This is a genomic window from Variovorax rhizosphaerae (genome assembly GCF_037889975.1).
Classification (GTDB): domain Bacteria; phylum Pseudomonadota; class Gammaproteobacteria; order Burkholderiales; family Burkholderiaceae_C; genus Variovorax; species Variovorax rhizosphaerae.
The window spans coordinates 1-16,619 of record NZ_JBBKZT010000014.1 but is presented as its reverse complement, the minus strand read 5'-3'; the positions used below and the strand labels follow the sequence as shown (position 1 = coordinate 16,619).

Below are 16,619 nucleotides of genomic sequence, written 5' to 3'. Positions count from 1 at the left end.
GCGCTCGGTACGATGCCGGCGATCCACTCCCAGGTCCCATCGATGAAGCTATCACCAGGCGAACAGCCGCGCAAACAGCCGATCAGCTTTCTCCGAGTTGCGCTTGCCACCTTCGTGGCCCTGGTCGTCGTCGTGCTCCTGCTGCCCCAGAAAGCCAAGATCGAGGAATACCGGCTGTACTTCACGCAGGACCGCAAGCCCGCCACATTTGCCTTCACGGAACTCTCGGAAGACTGGACGGAGAAGACGCTCCAGGAGAAGTTCGCCGGCTTTCCGATCACATGCAGCCCCTACAGTGGGCCGCTTCCGGTCCAGCGGGCTTGCGGCGTGGATGTCGCCTCCCACAACGGTGTGCCGGCGCTGTTTGTCTCGTTCTTCTTTTCCGGTGGGCGCCTCCACCAGGCCATCGTCAACGTGCCCTGGTGGTCTCGGGGAACCGCGCAGGACAGGCTGGTGGCCACACTGGGGCAGCCGGCGGCTTCACAATTCTTTCCCCACGCCGGCGTTCGCCTTCACGGGTGGAAGCTCCCCGGCGGTGCAGCTGTTTTCCTCAACCGGGACCGTCCGTGGAATCCGCTGGATTGGAACGGCATCTACTGGAGCAGCCCGTCGGCCTGCGCAGCGACCGGTTGCATTCGAAGCGGTGAGCGGCCTGCAGTCGCTCCCTCAACGTAGCGCTGCTTCCACGCCCCCAGCCCGCGTCAACATCCGCCCCGCCCGCGCCAGCACCCGCGCCTCATCCCCGCGGTACGCGCACACGCCGTTCACGAACACTTGCGTGATGCCTTCGCTCACGCCATGCGGCTTGTCGTAGGTCGCCGTATCGCGAATGGTCTGCGGATCGAACACCACCACATCGGCCATCTGCCCCACGCGCAGCAGGCCGCGTTCGGCGATGCGCATGTTGCGGGCGGTCAGGCCGGTCATCTTGTGCACGGCCTGTTCCAGCGAGAACAGGCGCCGCTCACGCCAGTAGCGGGCGAACACGCGCGGGAAGGCACCCCACAGGCGCGGATGCGGATGGCGGTCATGCGGCAGGCCGTCGCTGCCGATCATCGTGCGCGGATGCGCGATCACGCGTTCGACGTCCTCTTCCTTCATCTGGAAGTAGCAGGCGCCTCCGGGCTTCAGGCGCAGGCAGGCCTCCTGCTGCGTCACGCCCCATTCAGCGGCGATGTCGGACAGCATGCGGCCGGTCACTTCGGGGTGCGGATCGGACCAGGTCAGCATGACGTCGATCACGCCGTCGACCAGGTCCTCGCGCAGCACGGTCGATCCTGCCACGTAGGGGTACACGTCCATCGAGATTTCCTGGCGCCGCGCCAGGGCGTCGACCAGCGGCAGCGTCTCCAGCGTGCGGTCCCAGTTGTCCGGGCCGGCGCACTTGTGGTGCGAGATCACGAGCGGCACGCCGGCGTTGAACGCCGTGTCGCCGGCCTCGTGCATGGCCTCCAGGATGGCGGCCATTTCGCTGCGAAGGTGCGTGGCGTAGACGCCGCCATGCCGCGCAACGACGCGTGCCAGTGCGGTCACTTCCTCGGCGGGCGCCGGGAAGGCTTCCTCGTAGAACAGGCCGGATGACATGCCGTGCGCACCCTCGGCCATCGAGGCATCGAGCAGCGCCGCCATGTGCGCGGCTTCGTCGGCATTGGCCGGGCGATCGAGTGATTGCATGGCCGCGAAGCGCAGCGTGGTGTGACCGACCAACGCGGCCACGTTCAAGGCGGGCTGGGCTTGCGTCACCGCATCACGGTACGAAGCCATCGACGCATGGCGGAACGAATCCGCGCCCAGCAGCGTGAGCGGCGGCTTCGACTGCGGCACGGCATACGGCGCCAATGAAATGCCGCAGTTACCGGTCACGACGGTGGTGATGCCCTGCGAGACCTTGGGCAGGCACTCGGGGCCGTGCAGCACGATCGCATCGTCGTGCGTGTGCACGTCGATGAAGCCGGGCGCGATGACCTTGCCGCGGCAGTCGACCACTTCGATGTCTTCGATCGTCATGCCTTGCGGCAGGCGAGTGCGCAGGCCCTCGCCCATGGCGACGATGCGGTCGCCCGACAGCAGCACATCGCCTGGCCAGGAGGGGCCGCCCGAGCCGTCGATGACCAGCCCAGATTCCAGCAATACCGGCTTGTTCATGGTGCGGTTCCCGTGTCGTTGGCGGCGTTTTTCTCGATGCCGATGCCGCCGCCGTCCCAGCTTTGCAGCGGGTGCGTGGTGGTATCGATGCCATGGCGCTGGAAGGCTTCGCGTGCGCGCTGCAGGCGTTGCATTGCCGGGTCGCCGAGGCGTTGCGCGACGAGCACCGTGAGGATCTCGATCGCGGTGAGGTGCGTGAGGTAGGCGTCGATGCCGACATGCATGACCGCATCGTCGGGCACGGTCAGGCCGAGCAGGAAGTCGGCCTTGGCCGCGAGCGCTGTGCCGGGGCGTGTCAGCGCGACGACCTTGGCGCCTTGTGCTCGCGCAATGTCGACCGCATCGAGCAGCGAGGGCATGCCGCCGACGTGCGACATCGCAATGACCACGCCGCCCGGCCGCTGCGCCGCGCCGGCCACTTGCTGCAGGTGGTAGTCGGACCACGCATTGGCCGACAGGCCCAGGCGGAACAACCGCGCCTGCAGGTCGCTGGTCATGAACCACGAGGTGGCGCCGGCGCCGAAGAGGTCGATGTGCGGCGCGGCGGCGATGGCACGCACCGCCTGGTCGAGCACTTCCATGTCGAGCTGGTTGCGCACGCCAGACACCGTGGCCGCGGCGCTGCGCGAGATCTTTGCCACGACCTCGCTGGCCGCGTCCTCGATGCTCACGCGCCGGTGCAGCGGCGAACCGCCGACGGCGAGTTCCTGCGCCAAGGCCAGCTTGAACTCGCGCAGGCCCGCGAAGCCCAGGTCGCGCACGGTGCGCATGATGGTGGGCACCGAACTGCGCGAGCGCTCGGCCAGGGACTCGAAGCTTTCCTCGAGCACGCGGTCCGGGTCTTCCAGCACCAGGTCGAGGATGGCGCGACGCGTGGCCGGGGCGCTGCCCCGGTTCTCTGCGACACGCTGAAGGAGGGTCAGGGTCATGCTGTTCAGAAGTGCATCAGCACCGCATCGCTGACGCGGTAATCGTTCTCGACCACGGGCATCCAGTGCCACTTGTCGAAGGTGGTGCAGGGGTGGGAGATGCCGAAGGCGATGCGCTCGCCGACGACCGGCGCGAGCGCCGCGTCGGCATCGCTCCAGCGCAGGTAGCCGTGCTGGTCGTTCAGCGCCGTGATCTCCCAGCTTGCGGGAACGCCGGTGGGCACGGTCGCGCCGCGCGCAGCGCGTGCGATGGGCGTGGGCATCGACAGGTCGAAGGAGATGTCGCGCTTGCCCATGGCGACGATGGCCAGGTTGGGCTCGTTGCAGGACTGCACCGTGGCCCAGATTTCCATCGCGGGGCGCAGGCTCTCGCCGGGCGCGCAACCGAGGCGTGCATCGAGCGGCTTCTGGAAGCGCTGGTACGTCCCATGATCGTGCGTGAGGTAGCAGCCCGAGCGCAGCAGCCCGCGCACCGGCACCCCGAGCGTGGGCTTGAGGCGCAGCGCAACGAGGTCGTAGATCGCGGAGCCGCCGGCCGAGACCAGCACCTCGTCCGTCTCGAACAGGCCATGCGCGACGCAATGGCGCGCGACGGCATCGACGCGGTCCATGAGGATGTTGGTGTAGTCGGTGTCGGGGCCGCTCTCGCCGGTCGCGCCCTGCCCTTCATAGGTCTCGATACCGACCAGCTTCGCGGCCTTGCCGGCGCGCACGCGCTCGGCCAATGCGATGGCCTGTTCGTGCGTGCGAACGCCGGTGCGTCCGTTGTCGACGCCGATCTCGATCATGACTTCGAAGGGCAGGCTGTCGGGGTGGCGCGCGGACCAGGCTTCGATGAGGTCCAGTTGCGCCAAGGAATCAACCAGGAACACCACACGCAGGTCGGCATGCTCGTGCAGCATCTGCTGGATGCCGGCCAAGTCCTGGTCGCTCACGACCTGGTTGGCAATCAGGCCGCGGCGCGCACCGGCGGTCACCGCAACGGCCAGTTGCGTGACGGTCGCCACGGTCATGCCCCAGGCGCCCGCGTCGAGCTGGCGGGCAAAGAGCTGCGGCGACATCGTCGTCTTGCCATGTGGCGCGAGGTCGATGCCCCAGCCGCGCACCTGCTTCTGCATCCATCCGAGGTTGTGCTCGATCGCTTCGCGCTTGAGCACCGCGAGCGGCAGCGGCAGGTCGCCGGCCAACACGTTCCATCCCGCCTTGGCCACCTCGCTGCGGCGCATCGGCGCCTGCGTGCGGGGGAAGCCCTTGAAGCTGTTGTCCAGCAAGGGGTCGGTCAGCGTGTTCAGAAGGTTGGTCATTTCGTTTCAAACAGGAGTCAGCAGGTCCTTGCGGATGCAGGCGGAAAAATGGCCGGTCGACAGTTCCTCGAGCGGCGGCACGGTCTTCGAACAAGCGTCGATCGCATGCGGGCAACGGGTGCGGAACACGCAACCGGAGGGCGGTGCGATCGGGCTGGGGATGTCGCCCTTCAATGCGATGGCTTCGTTGACTTGCAGCGGGTCCGGTTTCGGGCTCGCTGCCAGCAGCGCCTGAGTGTACGGATGCAGCGGGCGTTCGAACAACTCTGCCGTGGTCGCCACCTCCATCACCTTGCCGAGGTACAGCACCACGACGCGGTCGCAGAGGTACTCGACCACGTCGAGGTCGTGCGAGATGAACAGCATCGTCAGCGACAGGCGCTCGCGCAGGTCGGCCAGCAGGTTGATGACCTGGGCCTGGATCGAGACGTCGAGTGCGGACAGCGGTTCGTCGGCGACGATGAATTCGGGCTCGACTGCCAAGGCGCGTGCCACGCCGATCCGCTGGCGCTGGCCGCCGGAGAACTCGTGCGGGAAGCGACTTGCATGCTCGGGGCGCAGGCCGACTGTTTCAAGCAACTCGGCGATGCGCTTCTCGCGTTCGCCCGGGCCCTTGCACAGGCCGTGCGTGGAGAGTGCCTCGTGCAGGATGGCGCTGATGCGCATCTTCGGGTTCAGGCTCGCATACGGATCCTGGAAGATGATCTGGACCTTGCTGCGCAGCTTGCGCATCTGCTCGCCGGAGGCCTTGCCGAGGTCTTCGCCGCGGTACATCACGGCACCGTCGGTGCGTTCGAGCAAGCGCAGCACGGTACGGCCGATGGTACTCTTGCCCGAGCCCGATTCGCCGACCAGACCCAAGGTCTCGCCCTTGCGGATGGAGAAGGACACATCGTCCACCGCGCGCACGGGGCGCGCGCCGGAGCCGAAGTACTTCTTGAGGTTGCGGACCTCGATGAGGGGGGTTGCGGTGGTCATGCGGCTTGCTTCAAGGTGAGGTTTTCAGCGACGCGGATGCAGCGCGCCTGGCGGCCCGGGAGGTTGGTCAGCAGGGGTGGCATGGCCTTCTGGCAATCAGCGATGGCACGGTCGCAGCGCGGCTCGAAAGCGCAGCCCGGTGGCGGCGCCAGCGGGCTCGACACCTGGCCGCGAATGGCAAACAGGCGCTTGGGCTTGGGCTGCCCCGGCGTGTGGGCCGCCTTGCCCGGCAGGCAGGCCAGCAGGCCCTGCGTGTAGGGATGCTCAGGCTGCGCGAACATCGGCCGTACGGGCGCGCTTTCGACCACGCGTCCCGCATACATCACGACCACGTCGTCCGCATGGTGCGCGACCACGCCGAGGTTGTGGGTGATGAACAGGATGCTCATGCCGGTCTCTCGCTGCAGGCGGCGCATCAGCAACAGGATCTGCGCCTGGATCGTGACGTCGAGCGCGGTGGTCGGCTCGTCGGCGATCAGCAGCGTCGGGTCGCAGGCCATGGCCAGCGCGATCATCACGCGCTGCCGCATGCCGCCCGACAACTGGTGCGGGTACTCGTGGATGCGCTGCGCGGCGGCAGGGATCTCGACCAGTTCCAGCATGCGCAGCGCCTGGGCCATCGCGGCTTTGTGGTCGACGCCCTTGTGCAGGCGCACGCTTTCTGCGATCTGCTCGCCGATGCGGAAGACCGGGTTCAGGCTAGTCATCGGCTCCTGGAAGATCATCGACAACTCGTTGCCGCGCAGGCGCCGCATGTCCTGCGTGCCGAGCGACAACAGGTCGACGGTGCTGCCGTTGCGCGTGACGAATGCGGTCTTGCCGCTGACCTGCGCATTGGCCGTCTTCGGCAACAGGCCCATCAGCGTGAGGCTGGTGACCGACTTGCCGGAGCCGGATTCGCCCACCAGCGCGGTGGTCTTGCCCGGCATGATCGAGAAGCTGACGTCGGCGACCGAGCGGACGAGGCCGTCTTCGGTGGGGAAGGCGGTGCTGAGGTTGCTGACGCTGAGTCGTGGTGCTTGAATGTGGGTCGTCATCACGCGGCCTTCTTCAGTTTGGGGTCGAGCAAGTCGCGCACGCCATCACCCAACAGTTGCAAGGACAACGCGGTGAGGATGATCGCGAGCCCCGGGAACAACACGACCCAGAAGGCCTTGTCCGCATACTGCTGGCTGCCCGCAACCATCGTGCCCCAGGTCGGGATCTCGGGCGGCACGCCGACGCCGAGGAAGGACAGCCCCGCTTCCGCCAGGATGGCGTAGGCAAAGATGAAGGACACCTGCACCAGGATCGGCGACATCAGGTTCGGCAGGATGTGCCGCCACAGGATGCGCGAGGTGCGCACGCCCAAGGCGCGCACCGCCTCGACGAACAGCAGCTCGCGCACCACCAGCGTCGATGCGCGCACCACCCGCGCCACGCGCGGCGTGTAGACCAGCACCAGCGCCAGCACCACGTTGCCGAGCGAAGCGCCGAGGATGGCCACCAGCGCGATGGCCAGCAGGATGTCGGGGAAGGACATCATTGCGTCGACCACGCGCATCAGCGGTGCATCGAGCTTGCGGAAGAAGCCCGCGACCAGGCCGAGGATCGTGCCGAACACGACGGCGCCGAGCGCGGTGAGCGCGGCGATGCTCAGCGAGTAGCGCGCGCCGTGCACGATGCGCGCGTACATGTCGCGGCCCAGTTCGTCGGTGCCGAGCAGATGCTCTGCGCTCGGTCCCTTGAGACGTTCCAGGACGGCCGTGTCGTTCGGGTCGGCCGATGCAAAGATCGGCGCGCCAATGGCGAGCACCGCGATGATGAGCAGCACGATGGCCGACACCATCACGATGCGTCGGTGCATCAGCTGGCGCACCATGCGGGGAAGCTTGATGGTCATGATGGTCAGACTTTCACGCGCGGATCGACGACCGCATACAGCAGGTCGATCGAGAAGTTGATGAGCACGTAGATGCCCGCGATCACCAGCAGCGCGCCCTGGATCACCGGGTAGTCGCGACGCAGCACCGCATTCACCACGAGGCTGCCGACGCCCGGCAGGCCGAACACCGTCTCGGTCACGACGGCGCCACCGATCATCAGCGCGACCGTGAGGCCGAGCACCGTGACGATCGGCACCAGCGCATTGCGCAATGCATGCTTGAGCACGACGGTGCTTTCCGACAGGCCCTTGGAGCGCGCCGTCCGCACATAGTCCTCACCCAGCACGTCGAGCATCGAGGCCCTTGTGAAGCGGATGATCAGCGCCGAGTTCAGGATGCCCAGCACCGTGGCCGGCAGGATCAGCGCATGGATGCGCTCCGCGAAGGGCGCGTCCGGCGCCCCATAGCCCGACACCGGGAACCACCCGAGCGACACCGCGAAGACCTGGATCAGCACGATGCCGAACCAGAAGCTCGGGATGCTCGCGCCCAGCATCGCGATGCCGGTAAAGAACTGGTCGACCGCCTTGCCGCGGAACACAGCGGAAATGATCCCGCACGGCAGCCCGATGAGCGCCGCGATGGCCACCGCCATCAGCGACAGCAAGGTGGTCGGCTCGGCGCGCTCGGCGAGCGCCTGCGTCACCGGCCGTTGCAGGAAGATCGACTGGCCGAGGTTGCCCTGGAGCACCTCGCGGATCCAGTAGCCGAACTGCACGGGCAAGGGCTTGTCGAGCCCGTACTCCTGCTGCACACGGGCAATGTCGGCGGCAGTCGCCTGGTCGCCCAGCAGCACGGACACCGGGTCACCCGATGCCGCGCGCGTCAGCACGAAGACGAGCACCGCCACGATGGCGAGCACGACGGCCATGCCGGCGGCGCGCGAAGCGATGAAACGAAGAGCGTTCATTTCTGTGCGCGCTTTATTTGATCTTCGCGTTCCAGAAGAACGGCCAGGTCGCGGGCTGGTAGTTGTCCAGCGCCGGGCTCTTGGCGGAGAGGCCGTTGAACTTGCCGACGTTGATGTACGGCACTTCCGTGTAGACCACTTCCTGCACCTTGCCCCACAGCGCGCCGCGCTTGGCCGGATCGCTCTGCGTGTTGAACGCGTTGAGCGCCGCCTTCTTGGCCGGCGTGTCCCACCAGCCGGGTGCGCCATCACCGAGTTGCGGCGGCGACAGCATCGGCTCCGGGAACTGGCCCGAATGCGTCACGTAGATGTCCCACAGCTTGGAGTCGTTGCGGCGTTGCACCAGCGTGGCCCAGTCGACCACGTTCATCTCGACCTTGAAGCCGGCGCGCTTCAGTTGCTCCTGCATCAGCAGGGCCATGTTGTAGTGGAAGTCGTACTGGCGGCTGGTGAGGATGCGGATCGGCTCGCCCTTGTAGCCGGCCTTGGCCGCGGCTTCCTTGGCCTTGGGTGCGTTGCGCTGGTTGTACTGGTCGGCACCGGCCGTCGAGAAGAAGGGCGAGCCCTTCGGGAAGTGGTTGCCTTCGGCAACGAAGAAACGCGTGTCGCCGAAGCCCGCCGCCAGCATCTCGCCTTCACCCAGCGCCATCTGGATCGCCTGGCGCGTCGCCTGGTTGGCGGCCACGCCTTCCTTGGTGTTGAGCACGAGGTACGGGAAGCCGAAGGCCGGCGTCATGATCGGCACGGTCTTGCCTGCGGCCTTCTCCAGGCGCGGCAGGGCTTCCACCGGCAGCAGGTCGGCGAAGTCGTACTGGCCGGCCAGCGAACCTTCGACGCGCGTGCTTGCATTGGGCACCGGCACGAAGCGCAGTTCCTCGATCAGCGCCTCGCGCTTGCCGCCGTAGCCGCTGGCGGGTTCCTTGCGCGGGCTGTACTTGTCGAAGCGGCTCAGCAGCACGAACTGGTCGGGCTTGCGTTCCTTGAACTTGTAGGGGCCGGTGCCGACGAAGTCCTTCAGCGGCGTGGCGATCGAGTCCTTGGCCATGATCGCTGCCATGCCGCTGGGCAGCGCGAGTTGCGAGACCAGCGGTGCATAGGCTTCCTTCAGCACGATGTCGACGCCTTGCGGGCCCTTGGCCTTGATGCTGTCGATTTCCTTGCTCACGGCCTTGCCGCGCGGCGACTGTTCCATCCAGCGTTGCAGGCTGGCGACCACGTCGTCAGCGTTGAGTTCGCGGCCGTTGTGCAGCATCACGCCCTTGCGCAGGGTGATCGAATAGCTCTTGCCGTCGGCCGAGACCTTGGGCAGCGACTCGGCCAGCATCGGCACCACGTTCCACTTCGCATCGAAGGTGTAGAGCGTTTCGTAGACGTGCTGCATGATCGTGCCCACCAGGTCGGCGGTCGATGCCATCGGGTCGAGCGTCTGCGGCTCGGCCACCATCGCCAGCGTGGCATGGTTGCGTGGCGCCTGGGCTTGCGCGGGCACGGCCACGCAGAGCGCGGCAAGCAGGGACGCACCGAGGAAGGCGCGTTTGGTGGGCGCGTGCACTGCACGCAGAAAGCTGGCATCGAGCATCGGGAACTCCTTGGTGGGGGTGGTTGTTATGAAAAAAACTTTCACGAAACGGACTTTGAAGCATCATTCGAGTCAAAACATGCGGATTTACCCTATGATTTCCATCAATCATTGAAATATACTTTCAAATCACATCAACCGGAGACATCCATGCCCCTCGAATTCCTCGGCGGTTCGCCCACCGCATCCGACCGTCAAGTCCGCCCCCTCTCCCCCGCCGTGCGCGCGGGCGATTTCATCTATGTGTCGGGCCAGGTGCCTGTGAATGCCGACGGCGAGATCGTGGTCGGCGGCATCGAGGCGCAGACGCGCCAGGTGATGGAGAACCTGAAGGCCGCCCTCGCGCTCGGCGGCGCCACGCTCGACGACGTCTGCAAGACCAACTGCTGGCTGCACGACGCCCGCGACTTCGGCGCGTTCAACCGCGTCTATATGAGCTACTTCAAGGGCGAAGGCCGGCCGGCACGCTCGACGACCGAGGCGCGGTTGATGGTGGACGCGAAGGTCGAAATCGACTGCATCGCGTACAAGCCAAAGGCTTGAATCGCTGAAGACCTGCCTTCATGACCGGGCACGACCAAACCGCAGTGGCGCCGCTCCGAACCGGGAAGCCCGAACTTTCGGGCAATCGGGACAAGTCGCTTCTTGAAGTGATGGACGGCTTGCCTACCAGCGAAGGCATCGAGTTCGAGCCCCCGCCCGCCGACATCCAGTTGAAGGCGGCGGAGTTCGACTGATCGTCAGTGAGGGCGACCTACGTCAGCCGCCCCTGCACCAACCGCAGCACCCGATCGCACCGCTTCGCCAGCGATTCGTCATGCGTGACCATCACAAAGGCGGTGCCGTGTCGGCGCGCCAGGTCGAGCATCAACGCGAACACGCCGTCGGCGGTGCCGCGGTCCAGGTTGCCGGTCGGCTCGTCGGCCAGCACGCAATCGGGCTGCGTGACCAGCGCGCGGGCAATCGCGACGCGCTGGCGTTCACCGCCTGACAGCTCCGCCGGGCGATGCTGCACACGCTCGGACAAACCCACCGCCGCCAGCATCTTCGACGCCGCATCGTGCGCAGCGGCCGGCTCCATGCGACGGATCCGCAGCGGCATTGCCACGTTGTCCAGCGCGCTGAACTCGGGCAGCAGATGGTGGAACTGGTAGACGAAACCCAGGTGCTGGTTGCGCAAGCGCCCCTGCTCCGCGGCATCAACCTTCGCGATGTCCTTGCCATGCAATTCCACGCTGCCACTGGTCGGTGCATCGAGCCCGCCCATCAGGTGCAGCAAGGTGCTCTTGCCCGAGCCCGAAGCGCCGACGATCGCCAGCGTTTCACCGGCACGCACGTCCAGGTCCACGCCATGCAGCACGGTCAGGTCGATGCGGCCCTCATGGAAGCGCTTGGTCAGGCTGCGGGTCTGCAGCACCACGCGGTCGGTGTCGGACGCGGACACCAAGGCGCCGACGCCGAGCATCGAGGTCACCTGCTTATTCATAGCGCAGCGCCTCGGCAGGATTGACGCGGCTTGCGCGCCAGCTCGGATACAGCGTTGCCGCGAACGCCAGGATCAGCGAGATGATGGTGATCGGCAGGATGTCGCTGCGTTGCGGATCGCTCGGCATCTTGCTGATGAGGTAGATGTCCTTCGGCAGGAAGCTGGCATGGAACAGTTGCTCCAGCCACGGCACGATCACGTCGATGTTGTAGGCAATGCCCAGGCCCAGCGCCAGCCCGCCGAGCGTGCCCATCACGCCCACCATCGCGCCCTGCACCACGAAGATGCCCATGATGCTCTTCGGGCTCGAGCCGAGTGTGCGCAGGATGGCGATGTCGGCGCGCTTGTCGGTCACGGTCATGACCAGCGTCGACACCAGGTTGAAGGCCGCCACTGCGACGATCAGCGTGAGGATGATGAACATCATCCGCTTCTCGACCTGCACCGCCGCGAACCATGTCTTGTTCTGCCGCGTCCAGTCGCGCACCAGGAATTGGCCGGGCAGCGTGACGGCGAACTCGTCGGCCACCTCGCGCGCCTGGTTCAGGTCCTTGAGCTTGATGCGGATGCCGCTCGGTCCGTCGAGCCGGAACACGCGCTGCGCATCCTGCTCGTGGATCATGGCCAGCGCCGAGTCGTATTCGTAGTGGCCGGAATCGAAGGTGCCGACCACGGTGAACTGCTTGAGCCGCGGCACCACGCCCGCCGGCGTGACCTGCCCGCCCGGCGCCACCAGCGTGACCTGGTCGCCCTCGCGCACGAACAGCGAACGCGCCAGTTCGCCACCGAGCACGATGCCGAATTCGCCCGGCACCAGCTTGTCGAGCACGCCCTGCTGCGCGGTGGTCGCAAAGTCGGTGACCTGCGGCTCCAGCTTCGGTTCGATGCCGCGCACCAGCGTGCCCTTCATGTCCTCGCCGCGCGCGATCAGGGCCTGCGTGGCAATGAAAGGGGCCACGCCGATCACCTCGGGGTTCTTGCGGGCCGCATCCATGATCTGGTCGATGCCTTGCAGGCCCTGGCCGTCGCGCGACAGGATCTCGATGTGCGACACCACGCCGAGCATGCGGTCGCGCACCTCCTTCTGGAAGCCGTTCATCACCGACAGCACGATGATCAGCGCGGCCACGCCCAGCCCAATGCCGAGCATCGACACGCCGGAGATGAAGTTGATAAAGCCGTTGCGCCGCGTCGCCCGGCCCGCGCGCGTGTAGCGCCAGCCGAGTTGCAGTTCGTAGGGAAGACTCATAGGACTTGTGTTGCGCCGGGCGTTACACGCAATGCCCGGCGTGGGGATGGATGATCGTGGAATTGTGGCATTCCGGATGAAAGACCTTAGTTGTCCATGGCCCCGCACGCATCCCCGGATGGGCTCCATTTCAGCGGGACAATGCGGGCATGGCCGAACCGACCCATTTGTTGATCCCCTTTGCCGGCCGCGGTTCCCCCGCCTGCCGTGCCGTATTGCCCGGCCTGCCGCTGCCTCGACTTGACACCTTGCTCGCGCGATTGGCGCCCGCCGGCACCGATGCGCAGGACGACTCCACCTTCTCGCCACCGCATGAGCGCGCCTTGGCCGCCGCGCTGGGCCTGCAGGCCGCCGACGGCTGCATCCCCTGGGCGGCCCGCGACGCGCGCCGGCTCGGACTGCCGGGCAGCGAAGGCGATGCCGCCTGGGGCTGGATCGACCTGTGCAACTGGCAGGTCGATGTCAGTGACGTGGTGCTGGGCGATCCGGCCTACACGCAACTCGAAGCGGCCGAATCGCAGGCCCTGCTCGACGCGGCCCGACCGCTGTTCGAGGAAGACGGCATTCGCCTGCATGCGACGCCGGAAAAACCCGGTCGATGGCTGGCCTGCGGCGAGCTGTTCCGCGCCTTGCCGACCGCCTCGCTCGACCGCGCCATCGGCCAATCGATTTCCCAGTGGTCGCACATCACCGAGGCCGGCCGGCCGCTGAGGCGCCTGCAGAACGAGGTGCAGATGCTGCTGTACACCGAGCGCGTCAACGACCAGCGCACCGCAAAAGGACTGCCGCCGATCAATTCCTTCTGGCTGAGCGGTACCGGCGCGTTGCCCGCATCGGTGCAGCCGGACGGCGCGGAGCCGGTCGTCGTAGAGGCCTTGCGCGATGCGGCCTTGCGTGACGACAGCGATGCCTGGGCTTCTGCCTGGCAGGCCGTCGATGCCGGGCCGGTCGCTGAATTGCTGGCCACCTGCGAGCGTGGTGCCGACGTGGCGCTCACGCTGTGCGGCGACCTGGCCGCGCAGCGCTTCTCGGTGCAGCAGCGCGGCTTCTCCGGCTGGATCAAGCGAACCTTCAACCGTCCGCGCGCGGCCACGGTGCTGGGGGCGCTATGAGGATCGTTGCGAGAGACATTCCGCCGCGCAGCGTCTGGGCGCTGGAGCAGGCCGGCGTGCATCCATTGCTGGCGCGGCTCTATGCGGCGCGCGGCGTGATCGGCAAGGACGAACTCGACGACGGCCTCGCGCGGCTGCTGCCACCCGCCACGCTGCGCGGCACGCAGGAAGCCGCCGTGCTGCTCGCCGACGCGATCCGCGACAACAAGCGCCTGTGCATCGTGGCTGACTACGACTGCGACGGCGCGACCGCCTGCGCGGTGGCCGTGCGTGGCCTCCGATTGCTGGGCGCCAAGCACGTGAGCTACCTCGTGCCCGATCGCGTGATCGACGGCTACGGCCTGACACCACCGATCGCCGAGCGCGTCGCGGCCACCGGCGCCGACATGCTGATCACGGTCGACAACGGCATCGCCAGTGTCGAAGGCGTGGCGGCCGCCAAGGCCCGCGGCCTGGCCGTGCTCGTCACCGACCATCACCTGCCCGGGTCCGAGTTGCCCGCGGCTGACGTGCTGGTGAATCCGAACCAACCCGGCTGCGGCTTCGAAAGCAAGAGCATCGCGGGCGTGGGTGTGATGTTCTATGTGCTGCTGGCGCTGCGCGCCGAACTGCGCTCGCGGGGCGCTTTCGAGGCGGCCAACCAGCCCAAGCTCGATGTGCTGTTGCCACTGGTGGCGCTGGGCACCGTCGCCGACGTTGTCCGACTCGATGCCAACAACCGTCGCCTGATCGCGCAAGGCCTGCGCCGCATCCGCGCCGGACAGATGCCGGCCGGGCTGGCCGCGCTGTTCAAAGCCGCCGGGCGCGCATCCGCCGTGGCCACGACCTTCGATTTCGGCTTCGCATTGGGCCCGCGCATCAACGCCGCCGGCCGGCTGGCCGACATGACGCTGGGCATCGAATGCCTGCTCACCGACGACGCCGGCCGTGCCGACGCACTGGCCCGCACGCTCGACGGCATCAACCGCCAGCGGCGCGACATCGAAGGCGACATGCGCGACCAGGCGCTGCGTCTGGCCGAGTCGCTGATCGACGCGGGCGCGCTGCCGCCGCCGGCCATCAGCGTCTTCGATGCCAAGTTTCACGAGGGCGTGGTCGGCATCGTCGCCTCGCGCCTCAAGGACCGCTTTCATCGGCCGACCTTCGTCTTCGCGGCCAGTGCAGCCGAGGGCAAGTCGCATGAACTCAAGGGATCGGGCCGATCGATCCCGGGCTTTCACCTGCGCGACGCGCTCGACCTCGTGGCGAAGCGGCATCCGGGCGTGCTGCTGCGTTTCGGCGGCCACGCGATGGCGGCCGGCTGCACCATCGCGCAGGAGCACTTCGACACCTTCGAGCAAGGCATGGCGCAGGTCGCGCGCGAGTGGCTCGCCGCCGCCGCGCTGACGCGGCAGATCGAGACCGATGGGCCGCTGGCACGCGAGTACATGCGCGTCGACTTGGTCGACACGCTGCACCGTGAGGTGTGGGGGCAAGGCTTCGCGCCGCCGACTTTCAGCGAAGAGGTGGAAGTGATCTCGCAGCGCCTGGTCGGCGAGAAGCACCTGGCGCTGAAGCTGCGGCACCAGGGCCAGCCTGTCGATGGGATGTGGTTCAGCCATACCGAGCCGCTGCCTTCGCGGGTGAAGCTGGCGTTTCGTCTGGATGCGGATGAATGGCAGGGGGTGCGCCGCGTGCGCTTCCTGGTCGAGGGCGCGGAGGTGGATTGAGCCCGCGCCCGGCCCAGTTGACGCGATTGCTTTACCGCGCCTTTGCAGCCGCGCAACCGGCGCGATCAGTCCGCGTTCTTCAATCGCCGGACGATGAAGAAATCCCACGGACCAATCGCCGCCGCGCCGGTGCCAGCGGTGCCTTGCGGCCCGGCGCTGGCGCAGTACGGCGGGGGCATGGGCGGTGACCGACGCGTCCACGGCGGCGACACCACCGGTACATCGCGTACCGGAGACGCTCCCCCAGGCCCTGACGCCTGAGCAGCAACGCATGGCCTACCAAGCCCTGCCCGCCTTGTTCCCCTGACCAATCAGGGCCGCTTGAACTCGTAGTTGAGCCCGACGAAGAATGAATGCACAGCCTCCGACCCGGTGCCGATGCGCGCGGCAGTTACATCCAGGCTGACCAATGGCGTGAAGCTGTAGCGCACGCCGCCACGCGTGGTCCACAGGTTGAACGCCCGGTTGTGCTCGGCGATCACGGACCACGTGGGGTTGAACGCGTACTCGATTTGCGCACCGCCGCGCCCACTTCGCTTGCCCGTGAAGGGCGCCCAGTCGACGCCCAGGTTGAAATGAAGCTGCAAAGGCTCCGTGACATGCCATGTCACCGGCAGCAGGATCTGCCCGCCGTTGCGCCTGCCGTGCGTCACATCGAAGCTCACGTTGCCTTCGATCGCAGCGCTCAGCGGCGCATCGGCGGCCTGGCCGTAGAAAGTCCACTTGACTTGCGGCCCTACGAAGACCTGGGTGCGCTCGCCCGAGAGTGAGAACCGATCCAGGTTCAACCCCAGTTCGACCGGACCGACCCGGCATGCGGGGCCCAGGTGCTGGCCATTGAGCGCCGGCTTGGTGTCCGTATGACTGGCCCAGGCCTCCACCAGGCATTGGCCAGGGTCCAGCGTGCCGGCATCGTCCACGTCGAAGTGGCCGCCGGCCTGGACGTGGCTGACCAGCCACAGGCTGACGCACAGAAAAAGTCCGCCTCGAATCATCGTGCGCTTGTTGTTGATCGTCGCCTCCGCCCATTTTTGATTCATTCTAGGGAAGACAGATGGCGGGTCGATGAACGGCAGGGCGTCTGCAGAGAGCAAGCAGGCGCATGTCTCCGCTCGTGAGGCCATCGCTGAACCCGCGCATTTGGCGAATCGAATTCAGAGACCTTTCTGGTTATGATCGCCGCTCCAAAAAAGATCCACAGGGAGTGAGTTCACATGGCCACCAGAGCCCAGACTCTGCGCGCGTTGCTGCGCGACCGCCAGCACGCGCGGCTCCTGCGCCTGTCCTTCCCCC

Annotated in this window: 17 protein-coding genes; 6 read left to right on the top strand and 11 right to left on the bottom strand. The window is 66.9% G+C overall.

What is annotated here, in order from left to right:
- The first annotated feature begins 42 nt into the window (after positions 1 to 42).
- On the top strand, positions 43 to 675 hold the full coding sequence (locus WKW82_RS26685) for a hypothetical protein (RefSeq protein ID WP_340345525.1): 633 nt from the start codon (positions 43 to 45) through the stop codon (positions 673 to 675).
- Here WKW82_RS26685 and WKW82_RS26680 read toward each other — a convergent pair.
- The 8 genes from WKW82_RS26680 to WKW82_RS26645 are packed head-to-tail and all read right to left on the bottom strand — an operon-like array spanning position 667 to position 9,770.
- The gene (locus WKW82_RS26680) at positions 667 to 2,145 is read right to left on the bottom strand and encodes an N-acyl-D-amino-acid deacylase family protein (RefSeq protein WP_340345524.1); all 1,479 of its coding nucleotides are present in this window, start codon (positions 2,143 to 2,145) and stop codon (positions 667 to 669) included. The two genes, WKW82_RS26685 and WKW82_RS26680, sit on opposite strands and share 9 nt — an antisense overlap.
- A complete protein-coding gene (locus WKW82_RS26675; RefSeq protein ID WP_340345523.1) occupies positions 2,142 to 3,074 on the bottom strand; it encodes a MurR/RpiR family transcriptional regulator in 933 nt (310 codons plus the stop codon). Before WKW82_RS26675 ends, WKW82_RS26680 begins: the two co-directional genes overlap by 4 nt.
- 5 nt (positions 3,075 to 3,079) lie before the next feature.
- The gene (locus tag WKW82_RS26670) at positions 3,080 to 4,378 is read right to left on the bottom strand and encodes an amino acid deaminase (protein WP_340345521.1); all 1,299 of its coding nucleotides are present in this window, start codon (positions 4,376 to 4,378) and stop codon (positions 3,080 to 3,082) included.
- 6 nt (positions 4,379 to 4,384) lie between these two features.
- Positions 4,385 to 5,356 carry an ABC transporter ATP-binding protein gene (locus tag WKW82_RS26665; RefSeq protein WP_340345520.1) on the bottom strand — a complete coding sequence of 324 codons (972 nt, stop codon included), beginning with the start codon at positions 5,354 to 5,356 and terminating at the stop codon, positions 4,385 to 4,387.
- Complete coding sequence (locus tag WKW82_RS26660; protein ID WP_340345519.1) at positions 5,353 to 6,393, bottom strand: ABC transporter ATP-binding protein; 1,041 nt, start codon at positions 6,391 to 6,393, stop codon at positions 5,353 to 5,355. Before WKW82_RS26660 ends, WKW82_RS26665 begins: the two co-directional genes overlap by 4 nt.
- Positions 6,393 to 7,232: an ABC transporter permease gene (locus tag WKW82_RS26655; RefSeq protein ID WP_340345704.1), complete on the bottom strand. Its 840-nt coding sequence runs from the start codon at positions 7,230 to 7,232 to the stop codon at positions 6,393 to 6,395. Before WKW82_RS26655 ends, WKW82_RS26660 begins: the two co-directional genes overlap by 1 nt.
- 11 nt (positions 7,233 to 7,243) lie before the next feature.
- Positions 7,244 to 8,191: an ABC transporter permease gene (locus WKW82_RS26650; protein ID WP_340345518.1), complete on the bottom strand. Its 948-nt coding sequence runs from the start codon at positions 8,189 to 8,191 to the stop codon at positions 7,244 to 7,246.
- A gap of 13 nt (positions 8,192 to 8,204) precedes the next feature.
- A complete protein-coding gene (locus WKW82_RS26645; RefSeq protein WP_340345517.1) occupies positions 8,205 to 9,770 on the bottom strand; it encodes an ABC transporter substrate-binding protein in 1,566 nt (521 codons plus the stop codon).
- Positions 9,771 to 9,920: 150 nt separating this feature from the next.
- Between WKW82_RS26645 and WKW82_RS26640 the strand changes: the two genes are divergently transcribed.
- Together WKW82_RS26640 and WKW82_RS26635 are read left to right on the top strand one after the other, a co-directional pair.
- Positions 9,921 to 10,313: a RidA family protein gene (locus WKW82_RS26640; protein ID WP_340345515.1), complete on the top strand. Its 393-nt coding sequence runs from the start codon at positions 9,921 to 9,923 to the stop codon at positions 10,311 to 10,313.
- A 20-nt stretch (positions 10,314 to 10,333) separates the two neighbouring features.
- Positions 10,334 to 10,507, top strand: a complete 174-nt coding sequence (locus WKW82_RS26635; protein WP_340345514.1) for a hypothetical protein — start codon at positions 10,334 to 10,336, stop codon at positions 10,505 to 10,507.
- Positions 10,508 to 10,524: 17 nt separating this feature from the next.
- Here WKW82_RS26635 and lolD read toward each other — a convergent pair whose 3' ends face one another.
- Positions 10,525 to 11,235, bottom strand: a complete 711-nt coding sequence (gene lolD, locus WKW82_RS26630; protein ID WP_340345703.1) for a lipoprotein-releasing ABC transporter ATP-binding protein LolD — start codon at positions 11,233 to 11,235, stop codon at positions 10,525 to 10,527.
- A gap of 13 nt (positions 11,236 to 11,248) precedes the next feature.
- Positions 11,249 to 12,505 carry a lipoprotein-releasing ABC transporter permease subunit gene (locus tag WKW82_RS26625; RefSeq protein ID WP_340345513.1) on the bottom strand — a complete coding sequence of 419 codons (1,257 nt, stop codon included), beginning with the start codon at positions 12,503 to 12,505 and terminating at the stop codon, positions 11,249 to 11,251.
- Between the two features lie 149 nt (positions 12,506 to 12,654).
- Here WKW82_RS26625 and WKW82_RS26620 point away from each other — a divergent pair, with 149 nt between their 5' ends.
- The 3 genes from WKW82_RS26620 (at position 12,655) to WKW82_RS26610 (ending at position 15,587) form a co-directional block, all read left to right on the top strand.
- Complete coding sequence (locus tag WKW82_RS26620) at positions 12,655 to 13,617, top strand: hypothetical protein (RefSeq protein ID WP_340345511.1); 963 nt, start codon at positions 12,655 to 12,657, stop codon at positions 13,615 to 13,617.
- Entirely contained in the window at positions 13,614 to 15,326 is a 1,713-nt protein-coding gene (gene recJ, locus WKW82_RS26615) for a single-stranded-DNA-specific exonuclease RecJ (protein WP_340345510.1), read from the top strand. The genes WKW82_RS26620 and recJ overlap by 4 nt, the downstream gene beginning before the upstream one ends.
- A 93-nt stretch (positions 15,327 to 15,419) precedes the next feature.
- The gene (locus WKW82_RS26610; RefSeq protein WP_340345509.1) at positions 15,420 to 15,587 is read left to right on the top strand and encodes a hypothetical protein; all 168 of its coding nucleotides are present in this window, start codon (positions 15,420 to 15,422) and stop codon (positions 15,585 to 15,587) included.
- A gap of 50 nt (positions 15,588 to 15,637) precedes the next feature.
- On the opposite strand, the gene WKW82_RS26605 is transcribed toward WKW82_RS26610, so the two are convergent.
- Positions 15,638 to 16,366: a hypothetical protein gene (locus WKW82_RS26605; protein ID WP_340345507.1), complete on the bottom strand. Its 729-nt coding sequence runs from the start codon at positions 16,364 to 16,366 to the stop codon at positions 15,638 to 15,640.
- Positions 16,367 to 16,619: the final 253 nt, after the last annotated feature.

Bases quoted from the DNA above. Each gene is read 5' to 3' on its own strand.
- WKW82_RS26650 (WP_340345518.1), bottom strand. From the start codon at position 8,191: ATGAACGCTCTTCGTTTCATCGCTTCGCGCGCCGCCGGCATGGCCGTC.
- WKW82_RS26670 (WP_340345521.1), bottom strand. From the start codon at position 4,378: ATGACCAACCTTCTGAACACGCTGACCGACCCCTTGCTGGACAACAGC.
- WKW82_RS26640 (WP_340345515.1), top strand. From the start codon at position 9,921: ATGCCCCTCGAATTCCTCGGCGGTTCGCCCACCGCATCCGACCGTCAA.
- WKW82_RS26665 (WP_340345520.1), bottom strand. From the start codon at position 5,356: ATGACCACCGCAACCCCCCTCATCGAGGTCCGCAACCTCAAGAAGTAC.
- WKW82_RS26635 (WP_340345514.1), top strand. From the start codon at position 10,334: ATGACCGGGCACGACCAAACCGCAGTGGCGCCGCTCCGAACCGGGAAG.
- WKW82_RS26625 (WP_340345513.1), bottom strand. From the start codon at position 12,505: ATGAGTCTTCCCTACGAACTGCAACTCGGCTGGCGCTACACGCGCGCG.
- WKW82_RS26680 (WP_340345524.1), bottom strand. From the start codon at position 2,145: ATGAACAAGCCGGTATTGCTGGAATCTGGGCTGGTCATCGACGGCTCG.
- WKW82_RS26675 (WP_340345523.1), bottom strand. From the start codon at position 3,074: ATGACCCTGACCCTCCTTCAGCGTGTCGCAGAGAACCGGGGCAGCGCC.
- WKW82_RS26645 (WP_340345517.1), bottom strand. From the start codon at position 9,770: ATGCTCGATGCCAGCTTTCTGCGTGCAGTGCACGCGCCCACCAAACGC.
- WKW82_RS26620 (WP_340345511.1), top strand. From the start codon at position 12,655: ATGGCCGAACCGACCCATTTGTTGATCCCCTTTGCCGGCCGCGGTTCC.
- WKW82_RS26660 (WP_340345519.1), bottom strand. From the start codon at position 6,393: ATGACGACCCACATTCAAGCACCACGACTCAGCGTCAGCAACCTCAGC.
- WKW82_RS26610 (WP_340345509.1), top strand. From the start codon at position 15,420: ATGAAGAAATCCCACGGACCAATCGCCGCCGCGCCGGTGCCAGCGGTG.
- lolD (WP_340345703.1), bottom strand. From the start codon at position 11,235: ATGCTCGGCGTCGGCGCCTTGGTGTCCGCGTCCGACACCGACCGCGTG.
- recJ (WP_340345510.1), top strand. From the start codon at position 13,614: ATGAGGATCGTTGCGAGAGACATTCCGCCGCGCAGCGTCTGGGCGCTG.
- WKW82_RS26685 (WP_340345525.1), top strand. From the start codon at position 43: ATGAAGCTATCACCAGGCGAACAGCCGCGCAAACAGCCGATCAGCTTT.
- WKW82_RS26605 (WP_340345507.1), bottom strand. From the start codon at position 16,366: ATGAATCAAAAATGGGCGGAGGCGACGATCAACAACAAGCGCACGATG.